We start from the raw sequence: 15,019 nt of genomic DNA on the forward strand, positions 1-15,019 counted from the left end.
CCTAACCGGGCCGGTACGCCGCCCGCGCCGGTTCGGGCCACTTCGCACGGCGCGTGGGCCGTTCCGCCACAATGGCGCCCATGCGTCGTACTGCCGTCCTGGCCTGTGCCCTCCTGGGTCTCGCTCCGCTGCTCGCGGCGTGCAGCGACGACGAGGAGGCGGGTGCGACCGACGTCGGCGACGTGATCCCGGCCAACGAGGACGACCAGTTCGAGGGGCCGCGCGCGTCGACGGTGCTCGTGCCGTCCGGGCAGCTGAAGGTGTGGCTGGGCAAGCCCGTCGACGCGGTGGAGCGCAACGACACCCGCCAGCTCGAGGAGCTCCAGGCGCCCGCCGGCGCGAGCCTGGTGCCGATCACCTGGCGGATGGAGAGCGCGTTCCCCGACGCGGCCGGGTTCCTCGGCGAGACGCCCGCGGTCGGCATCGACCTGGTCACCGACGGCGAGTCCTACCGGCTGCCCGCGCCCGACCCGGAGTCCGAGGCGGGCGAGTCGTTCTACGTCGTGGCCGACGGCGACGCCACGGACGTCAGCCTGGACGTCGAGTTCGACGGCGTCACCCAGACGGTCGACCTCCGGACCCGCAAGCGCGACGCCGGCCGCGCGGAGGCCCTTTACGACCTTGACGAGGCGCGGCTGCGGCCCGAGGACTGCGGCTCCGACGACTGGCACGACGAGCGGATCGTCTACGCGTGCGAGCTGACCGGGCCGCTCCTGCTCCCCTACGCCAACGGCGAGTGGGCCGACAAGGGCCACCAGTGGCTCGCCGTGCGGCTGCACACCACGCTGCGCCAGTGGGTCATCGCCGACGGCGAGGGCGGCGGGGCGCTCTACATCGGCGGGCGCACCAAGCTGGACGCGACGCTCGACGAGGAGAAGCCGGTCGCGACGTTCGACGGCGCGCTCAACGAGTGCCCGGTGCCGGGCAACGCGTCGTGCATGGCCGAGCGCCTGCTGATCTTCGACGTCGAGGAGGGCGACGTGCCCACCAAGCTCGAGGTCGACCAGGAGTACAAGCTGGCCCTGCTCAACCGCTGGGGCGGCTACTCCCCCAAGGAGCGCCTGACCGACTCCGTCGGCGGCAGCCTGAGGTTCGACCTGCCGAAGGACTGACGGGGCTCAGGCGCCCAGCGCGGCGGGCAGCGTCGCGGTCCAGGCCGCGCGCAGCTCCTCCAGGGGTACGTCGAAGACGCCCTCGACGACGAGCGCGTCGCCGCCGGTGGCGCCGATCTCGGCGACCGGCACGCCGTGGGCCTCGGCGGATCCGACGATCTCCGCGACCTGGTCGGCGCGCACCGTGACGATCGCGCGCGCTGCCGACTCGGAGAACAGCTGGACGAACGGGTCACCGTCGAGGGTCACGGTCGCGCCGATGCCGCTCACCATCGCGCTCTCGGCGAGCGCCTGCGCGAGCCCGCCGTCGGAGAGGTCGTGCGCGCTCTTGACGATGCCGACGACGTCCGCCAGCACCTGGGCGAGCCGACGCTCGGCAGCGAGGTCGACCTGCGGCGGGAGGCCGCCGAGGTGGCCGTGCACCACGTGGGCCCACTCCGAGCCGGAGAGCTCCTCGCGGGTGGTGCCGAGGAGCAGGATCCGCTCGTCGGCCGCCTGGAACGACGACGGGGTGCGGCGCCGTACGTCGTCGATCACGCCGAGCACGGCGACGACCGGCGTCGGGAGGATCGCAGTCTCGCCGGTCTGGTTGTAGAGGCTGACGTTGCCGCCGGTGACCGGGATGCCGAGCTCGACGCAGGCGTCCTTCAGGCCGCGACAGGCCTCGGCGAACTGCCACATGACGTCGGTGTCCTCGGGCGAGCCGAAGTTGAGGCAGTCGCTGACCGCGAGCGGCCGGGCGCCGCCGGTGGCGACGTTGCGGTAGGACTCGACGAGCGCGAGCTGGGCGCCGGCGTAGGGGTCGAGCTTCGCGAACCGGCCGTTGCAGTCGGTGGCGACCGAGACCCCGAGGTGGGTCTCCTCGTCGACGCGGATCATGCCGCTGTCGGCGGGCTGCGCGAGGACGGTGTTGCCGAGGACGTAGCGGTCGTACTGGTCGGTGATCCACGACTTGTCGCAGAGGTTCGGGCTGGCGACCAGCTTGAGCAGGGTGTCGCGGAGCTCGGCGCCGGTCGTGGGCCGCGGCAGTGCCTCGGCGGCGTCGGCTTGGAGCGCGTCCTGCCAGTCCGGCCGGGCGAACGGCCGCTGGTAGACGGGGCCCTCGTGGGCGACGGTGCGCGGCGGCACGTCGACGATCGTCTCGCCGTGCCAGGTGATCTCGAGCCGGCCGGTGGTGGTGACCTCGCCGATGTCGACCGCCTCGACGTCCCACTTCGCGCAGATCGCGAGGAACTCGGCGACGTCGCCCGGCTCGACGACGGCCATCATCCGCTCCTGGCTCTCGCTCATGAGGATCTCCTCGGGCGAGAGGGTGGAGTCGCGCAGCGGGACCCGGTCGAGCTCGCAGCGCATCCCGCCGTCACCGGCCGAGGCGAGCTCGGAGGTGGCGCAGGAGAGGCCGGCGCCACCGAGGTCCTGGATGCCGGCGACGACCCCGGCGCGGAAGAGCTCGAGCGTGCACTCGATGAGCAGCTTCTCCATGAACGGGTCGCCGACCTGGACGCTGGGCCGCTTGGCCGGACCGTCGGCGTCGAACGTCTCCGACGCGAGCACCGACACGCCGCCGATGCCGTCGCCCCCGGTGCGGGCGCCGTACAGCATCACCCGGTTGCCGGTGCCGGACGCCTTGGCCAGGTGCAGGTCCTCGTGCTTGAGCACGCCGACGCAGAGCGCGTTGACCAGCGGGTTGCCGAGGTAGGTCTCGTCGAACACCGCCTCGCCGCCGATGTTGGGCAGGCCCAGGCAGTTGCCGTAGCCGCCGACCCCGGCGACGATCCCCGGCAGCACCCGGTGGGTGTCGTCGGCCTCGAGCGGGCCGAAGCGCAGCGGGTCCATCACCGCGACCGGGCGGGCGCCCATCGCGAGGATGTCGCGGACGATGCCGCCGACGCCGGTCGCGGCGCCCTGGTAGGGCTCGACGTACGACGGGTGGTTGTGCGACTCGACCTTGAACGTGACCGCGTAACCCTGGCCGATGTCGATGACGCCGGCGTTCTCGCCGATGCCGGCGAGCATCTTGCCGACGGGCGTCTCCTGCGGGATCTCCCCGAACTGCTTGAGGTGGACCTTGGAGCTCTTGTAGGAGCAGTGCTCGCTCCACATGACCGAGTACATGGCCAGCTCGGCCCCGGTGGGGCGGCGGCCGAGGATCTCGCGGATCCGCTGGTACTCGTCCGCTTTGAGTCCGAGCTCGGCCCAGGGCTGCTCGCGGTCGGGATCGTCGGACGCAACGGAGACGGTGTCGAGCACGGGGTCAATCTATCGGCGCGCGGCGGCGCCGCTGAATCGGCGGTCCAGCGTGAACAGGGTCAGCGGAGCGACGTTCCGCGCAGGTTGCGCGGCGCCCGCCACTGGACCCGGGCGAGCACCTCGTCGCGGTCGGCGTCCGACGAGCCGTAGACCGTGACCGACCACGGCGCCCGCGGATACATCAGCGCCGACTTGAAGCGGTGGCTGCCGGACTGCGCGACCAGGTCCCAGCGCAGCAGCCCGCGCCAGCGCGAGGTCTTGCGCACCTTGCCGTCGAAGTAGTGGCGGCGCCCCGCGGCGGTGCTCTCCCACTGCGAGTAGTGCACCTCGACGCTGCCCCCGGAGGAGGCGGTGATGGTGCACTCGGCGTAGACGACGCGGCCGTTCGCCGGCATCCGGGTGCAGCTGTCCGCGCCGGGGAACACCCAGCGCAGGCCGCGGATGCCGTCGGGCTGGGTGGTGCAGTCGGCGCTCGAGGCGGTGTTGCGCCCGTCCCAGCAGCGGTACGCCGCCGCGGCGTCCTGCACCGGCTCGGTCGGCCCCGTGGGCCGGGGTCGGCTCTCCCTGTCGTCGTCCGGGTCCGAGCGATTGCCGGCGTCGCCGACCGACTCGCCCGACATGGCGCTCGACTGCGGGTCGGCCGCGCCCGAGGCCACCGCCTCCGGCGCGTCACCCGCGCCCGCCGGCTCCGTGTCCCCGAACAACAGCGCTGCGCCGACGACGCCGAAGATCGCGGCGACCAGGCACAGCGCCACGACGATCAGCGCGACCGGGCGACCGCGACGTGGGGGCGTCGACACGGGCTCACGTTAACGCAACCCGCGCCCGGCGGCTGCTCAGCATCGGGCGCGGGCGGCCGATCGGGCAGGGTCGGGAAAATCGATAATCACACCTATGTAATTCATTCCCTCGAACGTGAATTACGCGTTTGTAGTTATTCGCGAAGGCTGTTACTTGTGTGATTTCTGTGGTTATTGTGACGCCGCTTCCGACGGACATGACCGCCACTTCCCTGGAGTCCCGCCATGCAGCCCCGGCCCGCACCTTCCCCGCTCGCCGCCCGCTTCACGACCCCGCTCGCCCGCCTCACCACGGCCGCGATCGCGGCCGTCCTCGCGCTGGCGCTGCTCGCCCAGGTGCGCGTGGCGGACGAGACCGAGCGGCCCGCTCCGCTGCGCGCCGACCTGATGGCGGCCGAGCCCAACCCGGTGACGCCCGGCAACTTCACCGGCTACGGGTTCGACCAGTGCCTGGCGCCGACCCAGAAGGCGATGGACGCATGGCTCCACCACTCGCCGTTCCTCTCCGTCGGCATCTACATCTCCGGCAACTCCCGTGCCTGCCGGTCGCAACCCAACCTGACGCCGACGTGGATCCGCACCCAGCTCCAGAAGGGCTGGCGGCTGCTGCCGATCACGCTCGGCCCGCAGGCGTCGTGCAGCGACCGGTTCCCGCGCTACGACGACGACCCGACGATCAACCCGCGGCCGGGCGCCGAGGGCCTCTACGGCAAGGCCCGCCGCCAGGCCCGCCGCGAGGCGGTGAAGGCGGTCGACGCCGCGCAGCGTCTGGGCATCACCAAGGGCAGCACGCTCTGGTACGACCTCGAGGCGTTCGACCACACCAATCGGCACTGCCGCGAGTCGGCGCTGTCGTTCCTGAGCGCCTGGACGACCGGCATCCACAAGCTCGGCTACAAGTCAGGCGTCTACGGCAGCGTGGGCTCGTCGGTGCTCATCCTCGACGACGCGCGGGTCAAGAGGCCCGGCACGTACGTGATGCCCGACATGCTCTGGCTCGCCCGCTGGGACGGCGTCGCCAACACCTCCAGCTCCTACATCCGCGAGGACGGCTGGCGCCCCGGCGCCCGGGTGAAGCAGTACCAGGGCGGCCACGACGAGACGTGGGGCGGCGTGACCATCAACATCGACCGCAACTACCTCGACGTCGGCCGTGGCTCGGTCGCCGACCCGGAGGACCACTGCAACGGCACCAACATCAACCCGAAGAAGTACGGCGTCCTCTCGCCGGGCACCGAGGCCACCGTCCAGGTCAAGGCGCTCCAGTGCCTGCTCAAGGAGCGCGGCCGCTACGACGGCAAGCTCTCCGGCGTCTACAACGACGCGACGGTCGCCTCCGTCCGCCAGTGGCAGAGCGACCGCGGCTTCCCCGTCAGCGACCGGTTCAGCGTCCACGACTGGATCGCGCTGCACATGGACAACGCCAACACCGTGATGAAGGTCGGGTCGGCCGGACCCGCCGTACGCCGTCTCCAGCGGGCGCTCCGGGCCGCCGGCGTGTGGTCCCAGCCGATCTCCGGCGTCTACGACCCCGCGACGGCGTCGGCGGTGCGCGCCTACCAGAAGCGGGTCGGGCTGAAGGAGACCGGCATCGCCAACGGCAAGACCAACGTCAAGCTCGACCACGGCCGCCGCTGACGGTCCCGGCCTCTATCCTCCACGGCATGATGATCCGGCCGGCGGAGCTCGAGGCGATCCGCGACGGTGAGATCGACCTCGCGTTCCGCCGGTGGGACCGTGCCCGGGTCAAGGTCGGCACCCGGCTGCGGACCGCGGTCGGCCTGCTCGAGGTCACCAGCGTCGACGCGGTGCCTCTGTCCGCGCTGCGCGCCGAGGACGCGCGCCGCTGCGGCGCCGCGTCGCTCGCCGCGCTCAAGCAGGCGCTGTCGGCGCGACCCACCGGGCAGGTGTTCCGCGTCGGGCTGAGGTACGCCGGCCGCGACCCGCGCGAGGTGCTGCGAGAGTCGGTGCCGACCCCTGCGGAGCTGGCCGAGATCCGCGCCGGGCTCGACCGGCTCGACGCGGCCTCCCCCGTCGGCCCGTGGACGCGCGCCACGCTGCGGATCATCGACGACCAGCCGGAGGTCCGGGCACCGGAGCTCGCCGCGCAGCTGGATCGGCCGACGCCGGAGTTCAAGCGCGACGTCCGCAAGCTCAAGGAGCGCGGGCTGACCGAGTCGCTCGCGATCGGCTATCGCCTCTCGCCGCGCGGCGAGGCTGTGATCGACGCCGAGGACGGCCCGAGGGAGCGGGCGCCCCGCCGGGAGGGCACCCCGCTGCCCCGCACCATCGGTGCGCCGGCGACGCGGGCGCTCCGCGCCGTCGACGTACACACGCTCGAGGCCGTGAGCGCGTGGACCCGCAGTGACCTCGCCGCTCTGCACGGCGTCGGGCCGATCGCCCTGGACCGGCTGTCAGCGGCGATGGCGGAGATCGGGCTGGACTACGCCGGCACCTGATCGCCGCCGACGATCAGCCGACCGGCGGGCCGACCAGCAGCGCGACGCCCGTGAGGCCCGCGACCGCGGCGACGAAGCCGAGTGCCGCAAGGCTCCCGTGCGCACGCAGCCACGCGATCGACCGGCGGGCGCGGGACTTGCTGTCCTCGCGCGAGTGCCAGGCGCTGTGCAGGCCGTGCTGGCGCTCCACGTGGCGGTCGAACCACACGGTCATCAGCGGCGGGATCGCCGAGGCGAGGCCGAGGAGCGTGCGACCACGGGACCAGCGCTGGTCGACGGCGACGAGGACGGTCACCAGGCTGTAGGCGATGAACGCGATGCCGTGGAGGGGGCCGAAGACCTGGACGCCGAGCTCTGTCGTCTCGGGGACGTACTTGAGGAACATGCCGGCGAGCAGGCCGGTCCAGGTGATCGCCTCGGTGACCGCGACGACCCGGAAGAGGGTGCGTGGGCTCATGCCAGCACGGACTCGGCGAGCGAGGTGAAGAAGCCCAGCCCGTCGGTGCCGGTGCCGGTGAGCTCCTCGACGGCGTGCTCGGGGTGCGGCATCAGGCCGACGACGTTGCCGCGCTCGTTGGTGATGCCGGCGATGTCGTTGAGCGACCCGTTGGGGTTGACCTCGAGGTAGCGCGCCACGACCTGGCCCTCGCCCTCGATCCGCTCCAGCGTGGGCTTGTCGGCGACGAACCCGCCCTCGCCGTTCTTGAGGGCGATCGTGATCTCCTGGCCCTCGGCGTAGGCCGACGTCCAGGGGGTGCGGTTGTTCTCGACACGCAGTCGCTGGTCGCGGCACACGAACTTGCGGTGGTCGTTGCGGATCAGCGCGCCCGGCAGCAGGTGGGACTCGCAGAGGATCTGGAAGCCGTTGCAGATCCCGAGCACCGGCAGGCCGCGGCCGGCGGCCTCGACGACCTCGCCCATGACGGGCGCGAACCGGCTGATCGCGCCACAGCGCAGGTAGTCGCCGTACGAGAAGCCGCCCGGCAGCACCACGGCGTCGACTCCCTTGAGGTCGGCGTCGGCGTGCCAGAGGGCGACCGCCTCGTTGCCGCCGATGCGGACCGCGCGGCGCGCGTCGACGTCGTCGAGCGACCCCGGGAAGGTGACGACGCCGACCCTCACTGGACCGGCTCCTCGACGGTGACCGTGTAGTTCTCGATGACCGGGTTCGACAGCAGCGTCTCGGCCATCTTGTCGACCTCGGCGAGGACCGCGTCGGTCACCTCTCCGTCGAGCTCGAGCTCGAAGCGCTTGCCCTGACGCACCTCGGTGACGCCGGTGAAGCCGAGTCGGGGCAGTGCGCCCTGGACGGCCTTCCCCTGCGGGTCGAGGATCTCGGGCTTCGGCATGACGGAAACGACGACGCGGGCCACGCGCCGCAGTCTAGGGCGCGGAGCGCCCGCGACCGGAATCGGCTCAGCCCGCCGGGACGGCCAGCACCGTCGGCTCGAGCCGACCGCGCAGCACCAGCGGGTCGAGCAGCTGCCAGCGACTGCGCTCCTCGTCGGCGGCCGACAGGACGATCCGCTCCGAGGCCACGACCCGCTCGGGCCGGTCCTTGGCCTGCTCGGTCAGGCGCGCGGCCTCGTTCACCGGGTCGCCGATGACGGTGTACTCGAGCCGGCTGGTGGCGCCCACGTTGCCGGCGATCACCAGGCCCTGGGAGACGCCGATCCCGGCGTCGAGCTCGGGGACCCGCTCACGCAGCTGCTCGGCCATCACCCGGGCCGCGGCGAGGGCGCGTCCGGCCGGGTCGTCGAGCCGCAGCGGGGCGCCGAAGATGCAGAGCGCCGCGTCGCCCTCGAACTTGTTGACCAGGCCCTCGTGGGCGTCGACGACCTCCACGACGACCTCGAAGAACCGGTTGAGGGCCGCGACCACCTCGGCCGGCCCGCGCGAGGCGGCGAACGTGGTGCTGCCGATCACGTCGACGAACAGCGCCGCCGCCTCGACCTCCTCGCCCCCGAGCTCGACGCCGTGCCGCAGCGCCCGACGGGCCACGTCGGCGCCGACGTGGCGGCCGAACAGGTCGCGCAGCTGCTCGCGCTCGCGCAGCGCCACGACCATGTTGTTGAGGCCGGCCTGGAGCTGGCCGATCTCGCCCCACTCGTTGACGTCGACGTGGACGTCGTAGCGGCCCGCCTCGACCTCCGCGAGGGCGGAGGTGAGCTCGTGCATCGGCTCGCCGACGGACTTGGCGAACAGCACGCTCGCGGCCAGCCCCACGACCACGAACATCGTCCCCGCGGCGAGCGACGCGACGGCGAGCCGCTCGAACGACGGCTCGGTCCACGGGGCGAACGCCACCATCAGGATCAGGCCGATCGCGGGCACGCCCGTGGTCAGCACCCAGATGAACACCGCCCGCTCGCCGATGCCGGCGGTCGCCCCGGCCCGCGGCGGGTCGAGCTCGAGCACCCGCGCGGTCGGCTCCTTGAGCAGGCGCGTCGTCAGCAGGTACGACGTGGCCGCGGTCGCCGTACCGCTCGTGAACACGACGCCGAAGCTGATGAAGGCGGTCAGCCAGCTCACCCGGAGGTTGAACACGAAGAGCACCACCGCGGGGAGGACCCACATCGCGGCGGACATCCGGAAGAAGAACCACGGCAGCTCGAGGGTGCGCTGCCGCTCCTCGGCGTCGGGGTCCTCGCGGCGCACGGTCCAGTCGAGGGCGCGATGGACCCGCGGAGCGCCGACCACCGCGAGCACGACCCAGCTGAGCGCGGTCAGCGCCAGGCCGATGGCCAGGTTGTCGCGCACCGTGTCGCCGGCGCGCGCCTCGTCGGGGAGCGGGAGCAGGAAGAGGTAGTCGGCGACGGTGATGACGACGCCGAGGGTGTTGGCCAACCACTGGAGGGCCACCACGTGCCACGGGAGCACGTGGCGCGGAGCGTGCATCTCCGAAAAGTAGCGGCTCCGCGCGCGGCGCGCTCCTAGAACTTCTCGCCGGTGAGCAGCTCGTAGGCCTCGACGTACCGGCTGCGGGTGCGCTCGACGACCTCCGGCGGCAGCGGCGGCGGGGCCTCGCCCGAGGCGCGGTCCCAGCCGGAGTCGGGCGACAGCGCCCAGTTGCGCACGATCTGCTTGTCGTACGACGGCTGCGCGCGTCCCGGCTGCCACTCGGCCGCCGGCCAGTAGCGGGAGGAGTCGGGGGTGAGGACCTCGTCGGCGAGCACGATCCCCCCGCCGGTGGTTGAGGTGCGAGGAGCGCTAGCGACGAGCCTCGAAACCTCCGGCCTCACCCCGAACTCGAACTTCGTGTCGGCGAGGATGATCCCCCGCTCCCGCGCGATCTCCTCGGCCCGGCCGTAGACCCGGAGGGTGAGGTCGCGCAGCGCCTCTGCGGTCTCCTGGCCGACGGTCGCGACGACCGCGGCGAAGTCGACGTTCTCGTCGTGGTCGCCGAGGTCGGCCTTGGTGGCCGGGGTGAAGATCGGCTCCGGGAGCCGGCTGCCGTCGACGAGACCGCCGGGCAGCGGGATCCCGCAGACCGCGCCCGTGGCGTCGTAGTCGACCAGCCCCGAGCCGGTGAGGTAGCCGCGGGCGACGCACTCGACGGGAAACATGTCGAGGTTGTCGCACACGACCGCGCGCCCCGCGACCTCGGCCGGCACGTCCGTCGACACGATGTGGTTGGGCACCAGGTCCTTGAGCTGGTCGAACCACCACAGCGAGGTGCGGGTGAGGATCTCGCCCTTGTCGGGGATGGTCGTCTCGAGCACGAAGTCGAAGATCGAGAGCCGGTCGCTCGCAACCATGAGCAGCCTGCCGGCGTGCTCGCCCTCGGTGATCTCGTAGAGGTCGCGCACCTTGCCCGAGTGGACGTGGCGCGTCCCGGGCAGCTCCGGGGCGGGCGGGATGTTGGCGAGCGTCACGGGCGACAGCCTATTGACGGGGCCGTCGCCCGCGGCGCGCAGATCACTCCTCGGTGCCGTGCATGCAGCCGAGGCCCTGCTGATGGCCCGGCGGGACCTTGCCGGCGGCGAGCGTGTCGGCGTAGTCCCAGATGACGCTCGACCAGTCCCCGTCCGCCTGCATCTCGGCGAGGATCGCCCAGTCGCGGCTGGTCGCCATCGCCTCAGCGGCCTCGTCCATCGCGGCCTGGTCACCGGCCTGCTTCGCGTCGGCGAACTGCCCGATCCAGGCGCAGGTGACAGCGGCGGTGACACGCGCCCCCAGCTGGTAGCGGTCCACCTCTGTGATCACGTCCAGCCGGGAGGTGACGAAGCCGTCCGGGAGCGGGACGTCGGCGAGCATCTCCTCGATGACGGCGGAGCGCTCGGTGTCGGTCACGAAGTCGTCGGGCAGGTGGGCGTCGAGATCGGCGGGAGCGATCGCGACCAGCTCGTCGAGCAGCGCGACGAAGTCGGCCTCGGCGAGGCCCGTGCCGCGGAGCTCGAGGGCGAAGTCGCCGACGACCTCCCGGACCACCGTGTGGTCGTCCGCGGAGTAGGACCAGAGCTGACCGGGCCTGCCGAGCACCTCGACCGGCTCGCCCGGGCCGGGAGGCTTCGTGATGTGCTCCCGGTCCTCCACCAGCGCGGCGTACTCGTCGGCCGGGACCCAGCTGATGTCGAGCGTGACGCCCCAGTCGTTGGCGGGCGTGGAGTCGATCGACTGGTCGTCGGCGACGTACGACAGCTCGCCTCCCCAGCGCTCGTCGATGCTGGCGTTGTCGAGGGACCAGTCATCGCGCTGCAGCACTGCGATCTCGCCGTTGCCGGGGGCCGCAGCGGCGGGCGCCTCGGCGGTCTTCTCATCGTCGACCACGAGCTGGGGTACGGCGACCGCTGCGGCGATCGCGGCGACGGCGGCAGCCGCACCGGCCACCGGCAACCAGCGGTTACGGCGCCGCTCGGCGAGCTCGTCGGTGGCGCTGGTGCGGTGCTGGTGGTCGGTCGGGATGGCCATGATCTCCTCCAGGAGCTCTGCCCGTCCCTCGTGGATCGGCAGGCCGGCGACACCACCGTCGGTGATCGTGCGGTCGGTCATGGCTGCTCCTCCTTCGCGACGAGCTCGGGTCTTCTGGAGGGTGGATGTCCGGCCGGGTCGGGATCGTTGCCGAGCAGCTCGCGGAGACGCGCTTTCGCCCGCGACAGCCGGGGTCGCACCACGGCGCTGGAGATGCCGAGCACATCGGCGATCTCGCGCGGCTCGAGTCCCTCCCACAGGTGCAGCTGCAGAACCTCCTCGTCACGCGCGCTGAGCCGTCGCATCGCCGCGGTGACATCCGTGCGGTGCACGACCTCGTCGGCGATGTCGCGCATCGCGACCTCGACCTGGGCTCGTAGCCGAGCGCCCAGCGCAGCGCGGCGGAGGTCGCCCCGCCGCTGGTTGGCAAGCACCCGCCGCGCGACGCCGTACAGCCACGGCCTCGTGCCGTCGCCCGCCGGGACGTGCCGCAACCGGCGCCACGCGACGACGAAGGTCTCGGCCGTGACGTCGGCCGCGTCCTCGGGCCGGTCGCACCGCCGGAGCGCGAATCCGAGCACGGCGTCGAAGTGGGTGACGTAGACGTCGCGGAAGACGGACTCCGGCTCACCGCTCGTCGCGCTCATGTCTCCCCCATGTCCGGACGGGGCACGATCGTTGCATGCTCCGGTGGTTGAGGTGCGAGGCCGGCCACGGCCGAGCCTCGAAACCTCCGGAGTCAGGGGTCGCTGGTTTTCCTCGGGAACGCTGGTGGCACAGTTGGTTCATGCCGCTGTCCCCTGCTGAGGCCTACGAGCAGATCGTCTCCGCCACCCGCCCTTCGGCCGACGGCCGGTGCACCGAGTGCGCCCGGGTCACCCCGGAGCTGGTGGTGTGGGAGGACGAGTACTGGATCCTGACCCGCGCCGAGCACCCCGACAGCGTCGCGGCCGCCCTCCTGCTGCAGACGCGCGAGCACAGCAAGTTCGGGCAGCTCGACGACGAGCTGGCGTCGCAGTTCGGCCGGATCTCGCACCGCCTGGTGCGGATCCTCGAGGGTTGCCCGCAGGTGGCGTACGTCGACGTGAGCCGCTACGGCGCCGACCGCGGCCACTTCCACGTCTGGTACTTCGCGCCCACCGGTGACTCCTCCGCGGGGCCGGCCGACCTGCACAACGTCGCCACCAAGCTGGCCAACTGGGGCGGGGAGGCACGGGCATGAGCGTCGTCAAGATCAACGCGATCTCCGTGCCGGAGGGCGCCGGCGCCGAGCTCGAGAAGCGCTTCGCCGCGCGAGCCGGCACGGTCGAGAACTCGCCCGGGTTCCTGGGCTTCCAGCTGCTGCGGCCGACCGGTGGCGAGGACCGCTACTTCGTCGTGACCCACTGGGCCGACGAGGAGTCGTTCGCCGCCTGGCGCGACGGCGACGCGAAGGCCGCGCACGCGACCGCCCCGGGCGAGGCGCCGAAGAAGCCGGTGTCGACCGGCGCGTCGCTGCTGGAGTTCGACGTCGTCCTCGACGTGAAGCCCGCCTGACGGTCGAGTAGCCCGAGCCGCTGGGCGAGACCCGGTGGTCGAGGAGGCCGTTTACGGCCGTCACGAGACCCCTCCCGGTGGTCGAGGAGGCCGTTTACGGCCGTCACGAGACCCCTCCCGGTGGTCGAGGAGGCCGGCCACGGCCGTCACGAGACCCCTCCCGGTGGTCGAGGAGGCCGCCCACGGCCGTCACGAGACCCCTCCCGGTGGTCGAGGAGGCCGGCCACGGCCGTCACGAGACCCCTCCCGGTGGTCGAGGAGGCCGCCCACGGCCGTCACGAGACCCCTTCCCGGTGGTCGAGGAGGCCGTTTACGGCCGTCACGAGACCCTTTCTGGTCAGGGATTCCAGATTTACGGCTCTCCTGACTGATCCGTGGGTCAGCGGCGGCCGGGGAGGACCGGGCGGTGGCCGCCGAGGTTGAGCATCGCGAGGGCGATGAGCGCGTCGGATGACTTGAAGCCGAAGGCCATGCGGGTGATGAGCCGGATCTTGGTGTTGACCGACTCGATGAGGCCGTTGGACAGGCCGTGCTCGATCGAGGCCAGGATCTCTGTGCGGTAGTAGACGATCCGGGACTGGAGCCGGACGGACGATTCGATGCGGGACCGCCGCGCCCAGGCGACCCACCGGTCGAGCGCGTCAGCGGCCTCGTCGGGCTGCAGCTTGAATACGGTCCGCAGGCCCTCTTTGAGCAGGTAGGCGCGGTAGAGCCGCGGATCGGTCTTGGCGATCCACTCGAGTTTCACCCGCTGTCGGTCGGTGAGGTTCTCCGGGTTCTTCCACAGCGCGAACCGCGCGTGCTTCAACGCCCTGGCATTGCCGGTCGCGACCGTGACACGACGCCCGTCGGCCCAGCCGCGGTTCCTCCTGTTACCGGCTCGCCGCGCTTCGTTCCAGGCGTCGCGACGGACCGCGTCCAGGGCGTCGGTGGCCCAGCCGACGACGTGGAAGGGGTCGGCGCAGCGCACTGCGTTCGGGCATCGTTTGCCGACGACGTCGGCGATCCATTCAGCGCCGTCGGCGGTGACGTGGGTGATCTGGGCACATCGACCTTCGCCGGATTCCTCGAGCGCGTCGAAGAAGGCATGGACGGTCGCACGTTCTCGTCCGGGGCTGGCCCACACCAGCCGACCAGTGTCGTGGTCGACCACGACAGTCAGGTACTTGTGGTGACGCTTGTAGGAAATCTCGTCAATCCCGATCCGGCGCAGCCCAGCGAAGGCGTCGATGCCGGCCGCGGTGTCGGCCCAAATGCGGGCGACGATCGCGCCCACGGTGCGCCAGGCGATCCGCATCAGCTGGGTGATCGCTGTCTTGGAGCACTGGGTGGCCAGCCAAGCGACCTGCTGGTCGAAGGTGTGGGTGTGCCCAGCGCCGTGCCGAGCCCACGGGACCTGCCGCACCGTTGGCCCATGGATGGGGCAGTTCACTCGCGGGGCGCCGGCTTCGAGGAACACCGGGACCATGCCCATGTCGAGCCCGCGCCACCTGCGCCGTCCTTCGCCACGGTCGTACCAAGAAGCTCTCGACCCGCAGCTTCCACATCGACCGTGGCCTGAGCGCCGCGGCCGGACATGGGCCACGAAGACCTCGGCTTCTTCGTCGTACTCGACGTCCTCGACCACGGTGTTCTCGACGCCCAACAGGGCGCGCCATACGCTGGCGTTTCGCACGCCGTTCTCCGCTCTGCAGTTTCTGACCTTCGACAAGCCAGAAACCTAGGCTGGGAGCGGCGTGTGGTCGTTCAGGCGCGATCAGCGACCCACGGAAGAGTCATTGGAGCCAGATTTACGTGGTCGCGCGCCGCTTGGGTCGCGGTGCTTGGTTGCTCTACTGCGCCGGCTTCAGGCCGTCTGCGGTCGACGTTCTGTGGTTGCGGTTACGACGGACACGGGTAGTCGGTGGTTGAGGTGCGAGGCCGGCCACGGCCGAGCCTCGAAACCACCGAT

At 71.7% G+C, this 15,019-nt stretch carries 15 protein-coding genes; 5 read left to right on the forward strand and 10 right to left on the reverse strand.

Annotated features, from left to right (window positions below):
- Window positions 1–80: 80 nt before the first annotated feature.
- Window positions 81–1,112: a hypothetical protein gene (locus HNR19_RS18505; RefSeq protein ID WP_179669280.1), complete on the forward strand. Its 1,032-nt coding sequence runs from the start codon at window positions 81–83 to the stop codon at window positions 1,110–1,112.
- Window positions 1,113–1,118: 6 nt separating this feature from the next.
- On the opposite strand, the gene purL is transcribed toward HNR19_RS18505, so the two are convergent.
- Both purL and HNR19_RS18515 read right to left on the reverse strand, forming a co-directional pair.
- Entirely contained in the window at window positions 1,119–3,362 is a 2,244-nt protein-coding gene (gene purL, locus HNR19_RS18510; RefSeq protein WP_179669281.1) for a phosphoribosylformylglycinamidine synthase subunit PurL, read from the reverse strand.
- Window positions 3,363–3,421: 59 nt separating this feature from the next.
- Window positions 3,422–4,162, reverse strand: coding sequence for a hypothetical protein (locus HNR19_RS18515; RefSeq protein ID WP_179669282.1), 741 nt, complete (start codon window positions 4,160–4,162; stop codon window positions 3,422–3,424).
- A gap of 225 nt (window positions 4,163–4,387) precedes the next feature.
- Here HNR19_RS18515 and HNR19_RS18520 point away from each other — a divergent pair, with 225 nt between their 5' ends.
- Window positions 4,388–5,800: a glycoside hydrolase domain-containing protein gene (locus HNR19_RS18520; RefSeq protein WP_179669283.1), complete on the forward strand. Its 1,413-nt coding sequence runs from the start codon at window positions 4,388–4,390 to the stop codon at window positions 5,798–5,800.
- A 26-nt stretch (window positions 5,801–5,826) separates the two neighbouring features.
- The gene (locus HNR19_RS18525) at window positions 5,827–6,621 is read left to right on the forward strand and encodes a hypothetical protein (protein WP_179669284.1); all 795 of its coding nucleotides are present in this window, start codon (window positions 5,827–5,829) and stop codon (window positions 6,619–6,621) included.
- A 13-nt stretch (window positions 6,622–6,634) separates the two neighbouring features.
- On the opposite strand, the gene HNR19_RS18530 is transcribed toward HNR19_RS18525, so the two are convergent.
- From HNR19_RS18530 to HNR19_RS18560, 7 genes are read right to left on the reverse strand one after another with little or no spacing between them, the layout of a single operon-like run.
- Window positions 6,635–7,078: a DUF3817 domain-containing protein gene (locus HNR19_RS18530; protein ID WP_179669285.1), complete on the reverse strand. Its 444-nt coding sequence runs from the start codon at window positions 7,076–7,078 to the stop codon at window positions 6,635–6,637.
- A complete protein-coding gene (purQ, locus tag HNR19_RS18535; protein WP_179669286.1) occupies window positions 7,075–7,743 on the reverse strand; it encodes a phosphoribosylformylglycinamidine synthase subunit PurQ in 669 nt (222 codons plus the stop codon). The genes HNR19_RS18530 and purQ overlap by 4 nt, the downstream gene beginning before the upstream one ends.
- Window positions 7,740–7,994 carry a phosphoribosylformylglycinamidine synthase subunit PurS gene (purS, locus tag HNR19_RS18540; RefSeq protein ID WP_179669287.1) on the reverse strand — a complete coding sequence of 85 codons (255 nt, stop codon included), beginning with the start codon at window positions 7,992–7,994 and terminating at the stop codon, window positions 7,740–7,742. The genes purQ and purS overlap by 4 nt, the downstream gene beginning before the upstream one ends.
- A gap of 43 nt (window positions 7,995–8,037) precedes the next feature.
- Window positions 8,038–9,519, reverse strand: a complete 1,482-nt coding sequence (locus HNR19_RS18545; RefSeq protein WP_179669288.1) for an adenylate/guanylate cyclase domain-containing protein — start codon at window positions 9,517–9,519, stop codon at window positions 8,038–8,040.
- Window positions 9,520–9,554: 35 nt separating this feature from the next.
- Complete coding sequence (locus tag HNR19_RS18550) at window positions 9,555–10,496, reverse strand: phosphoribosylaminoimidazolesuccinocarboxamide synthase (protein ID WP_179669289.1); 942 nt, start codon at window positions 10,494–10,496, stop codon at window positions 9,555–9,557.
- 43 nt (window positions 10,497–10,539) lie between these two features.
- Window positions 10,540–11,613: a hypothetical protein gene (locus HNR19_RS18555; RefSeq protein ID WP_179669290.1), complete on the reverse strand. Its 1,074-nt coding sequence runs from the start codon at window positions 11,611–11,613 to the stop codon at window positions 10,540–10,542.
- The gene (locus tag HNR19_RS18560) at window positions 11,610–12,179 is read right to left on the reverse strand and encodes an RNA polymerase sigma factor (protein ID WP_179669291.1); all 570 of its coding nucleotides are present in this window, start codon (window positions 12,177–12,179) and stop codon (window positions 11,610–11,612) included. Before HNR19_RS18560 ends, HNR19_RS18555 begins: the two co-directional genes overlap by 4 nt.
- 140 nt (window positions 12,180–12,319) lie before the next feature.
- On the opposite strand from HNR19_RS18560, the gene HNR19_RS18565 reads away from it, so the two are divergent.
- Both HNR19_RS18565 and HNR19_RS18570 read left to right on the forward strand, forming a co-directional pair.
- Complete coding sequence (locus HNR19_RS18565) at window positions 12,320–12,754, forward strand: hypothetical protein (RefSeq protein WP_179669292.1); 435 nt, start codon at window positions 12,320–12,322, stop codon at window positions 12,752–12,754.
- Entirely contained in the window at window positions 12,751–13,068 is a 318-nt protein-coding gene (locus HNR19_RS18570; protein ID WP_179669293.1) for an antibiotic biosynthesis monooxygenase family protein, read from the forward strand. The genes HNR19_RS18565 and HNR19_RS18570 overlap by 4 nt, the downstream gene beginning before the upstream one ends.
- 379 nt (window positions 13,069–13,447) lie before the next feature.
- On the opposite strand, the gene HNR19_RS18575 is transcribed toward HNR19_RS18570, so the two are convergent.
- Entirely contained in the window at window positions 13,448–14,743 is a 1,296-nt protein-coding gene (locus HNR19_RS18575; RefSeq protein WP_179670126.1) for an ISL3 family transposase, read from the reverse strand.
- Window positions 14,744–15,019 lie beyond the last annotated feature (276 nt).

It is taken from the genome of Nocardioides thalensis, assembly GCF_013410655.1.
Lineage (GTDB): Bacteria > Actinomycetota > Actinomycetes > Propionibacteriales > Nocardioidaceae > Nocardioides > Nocardioides thalensis.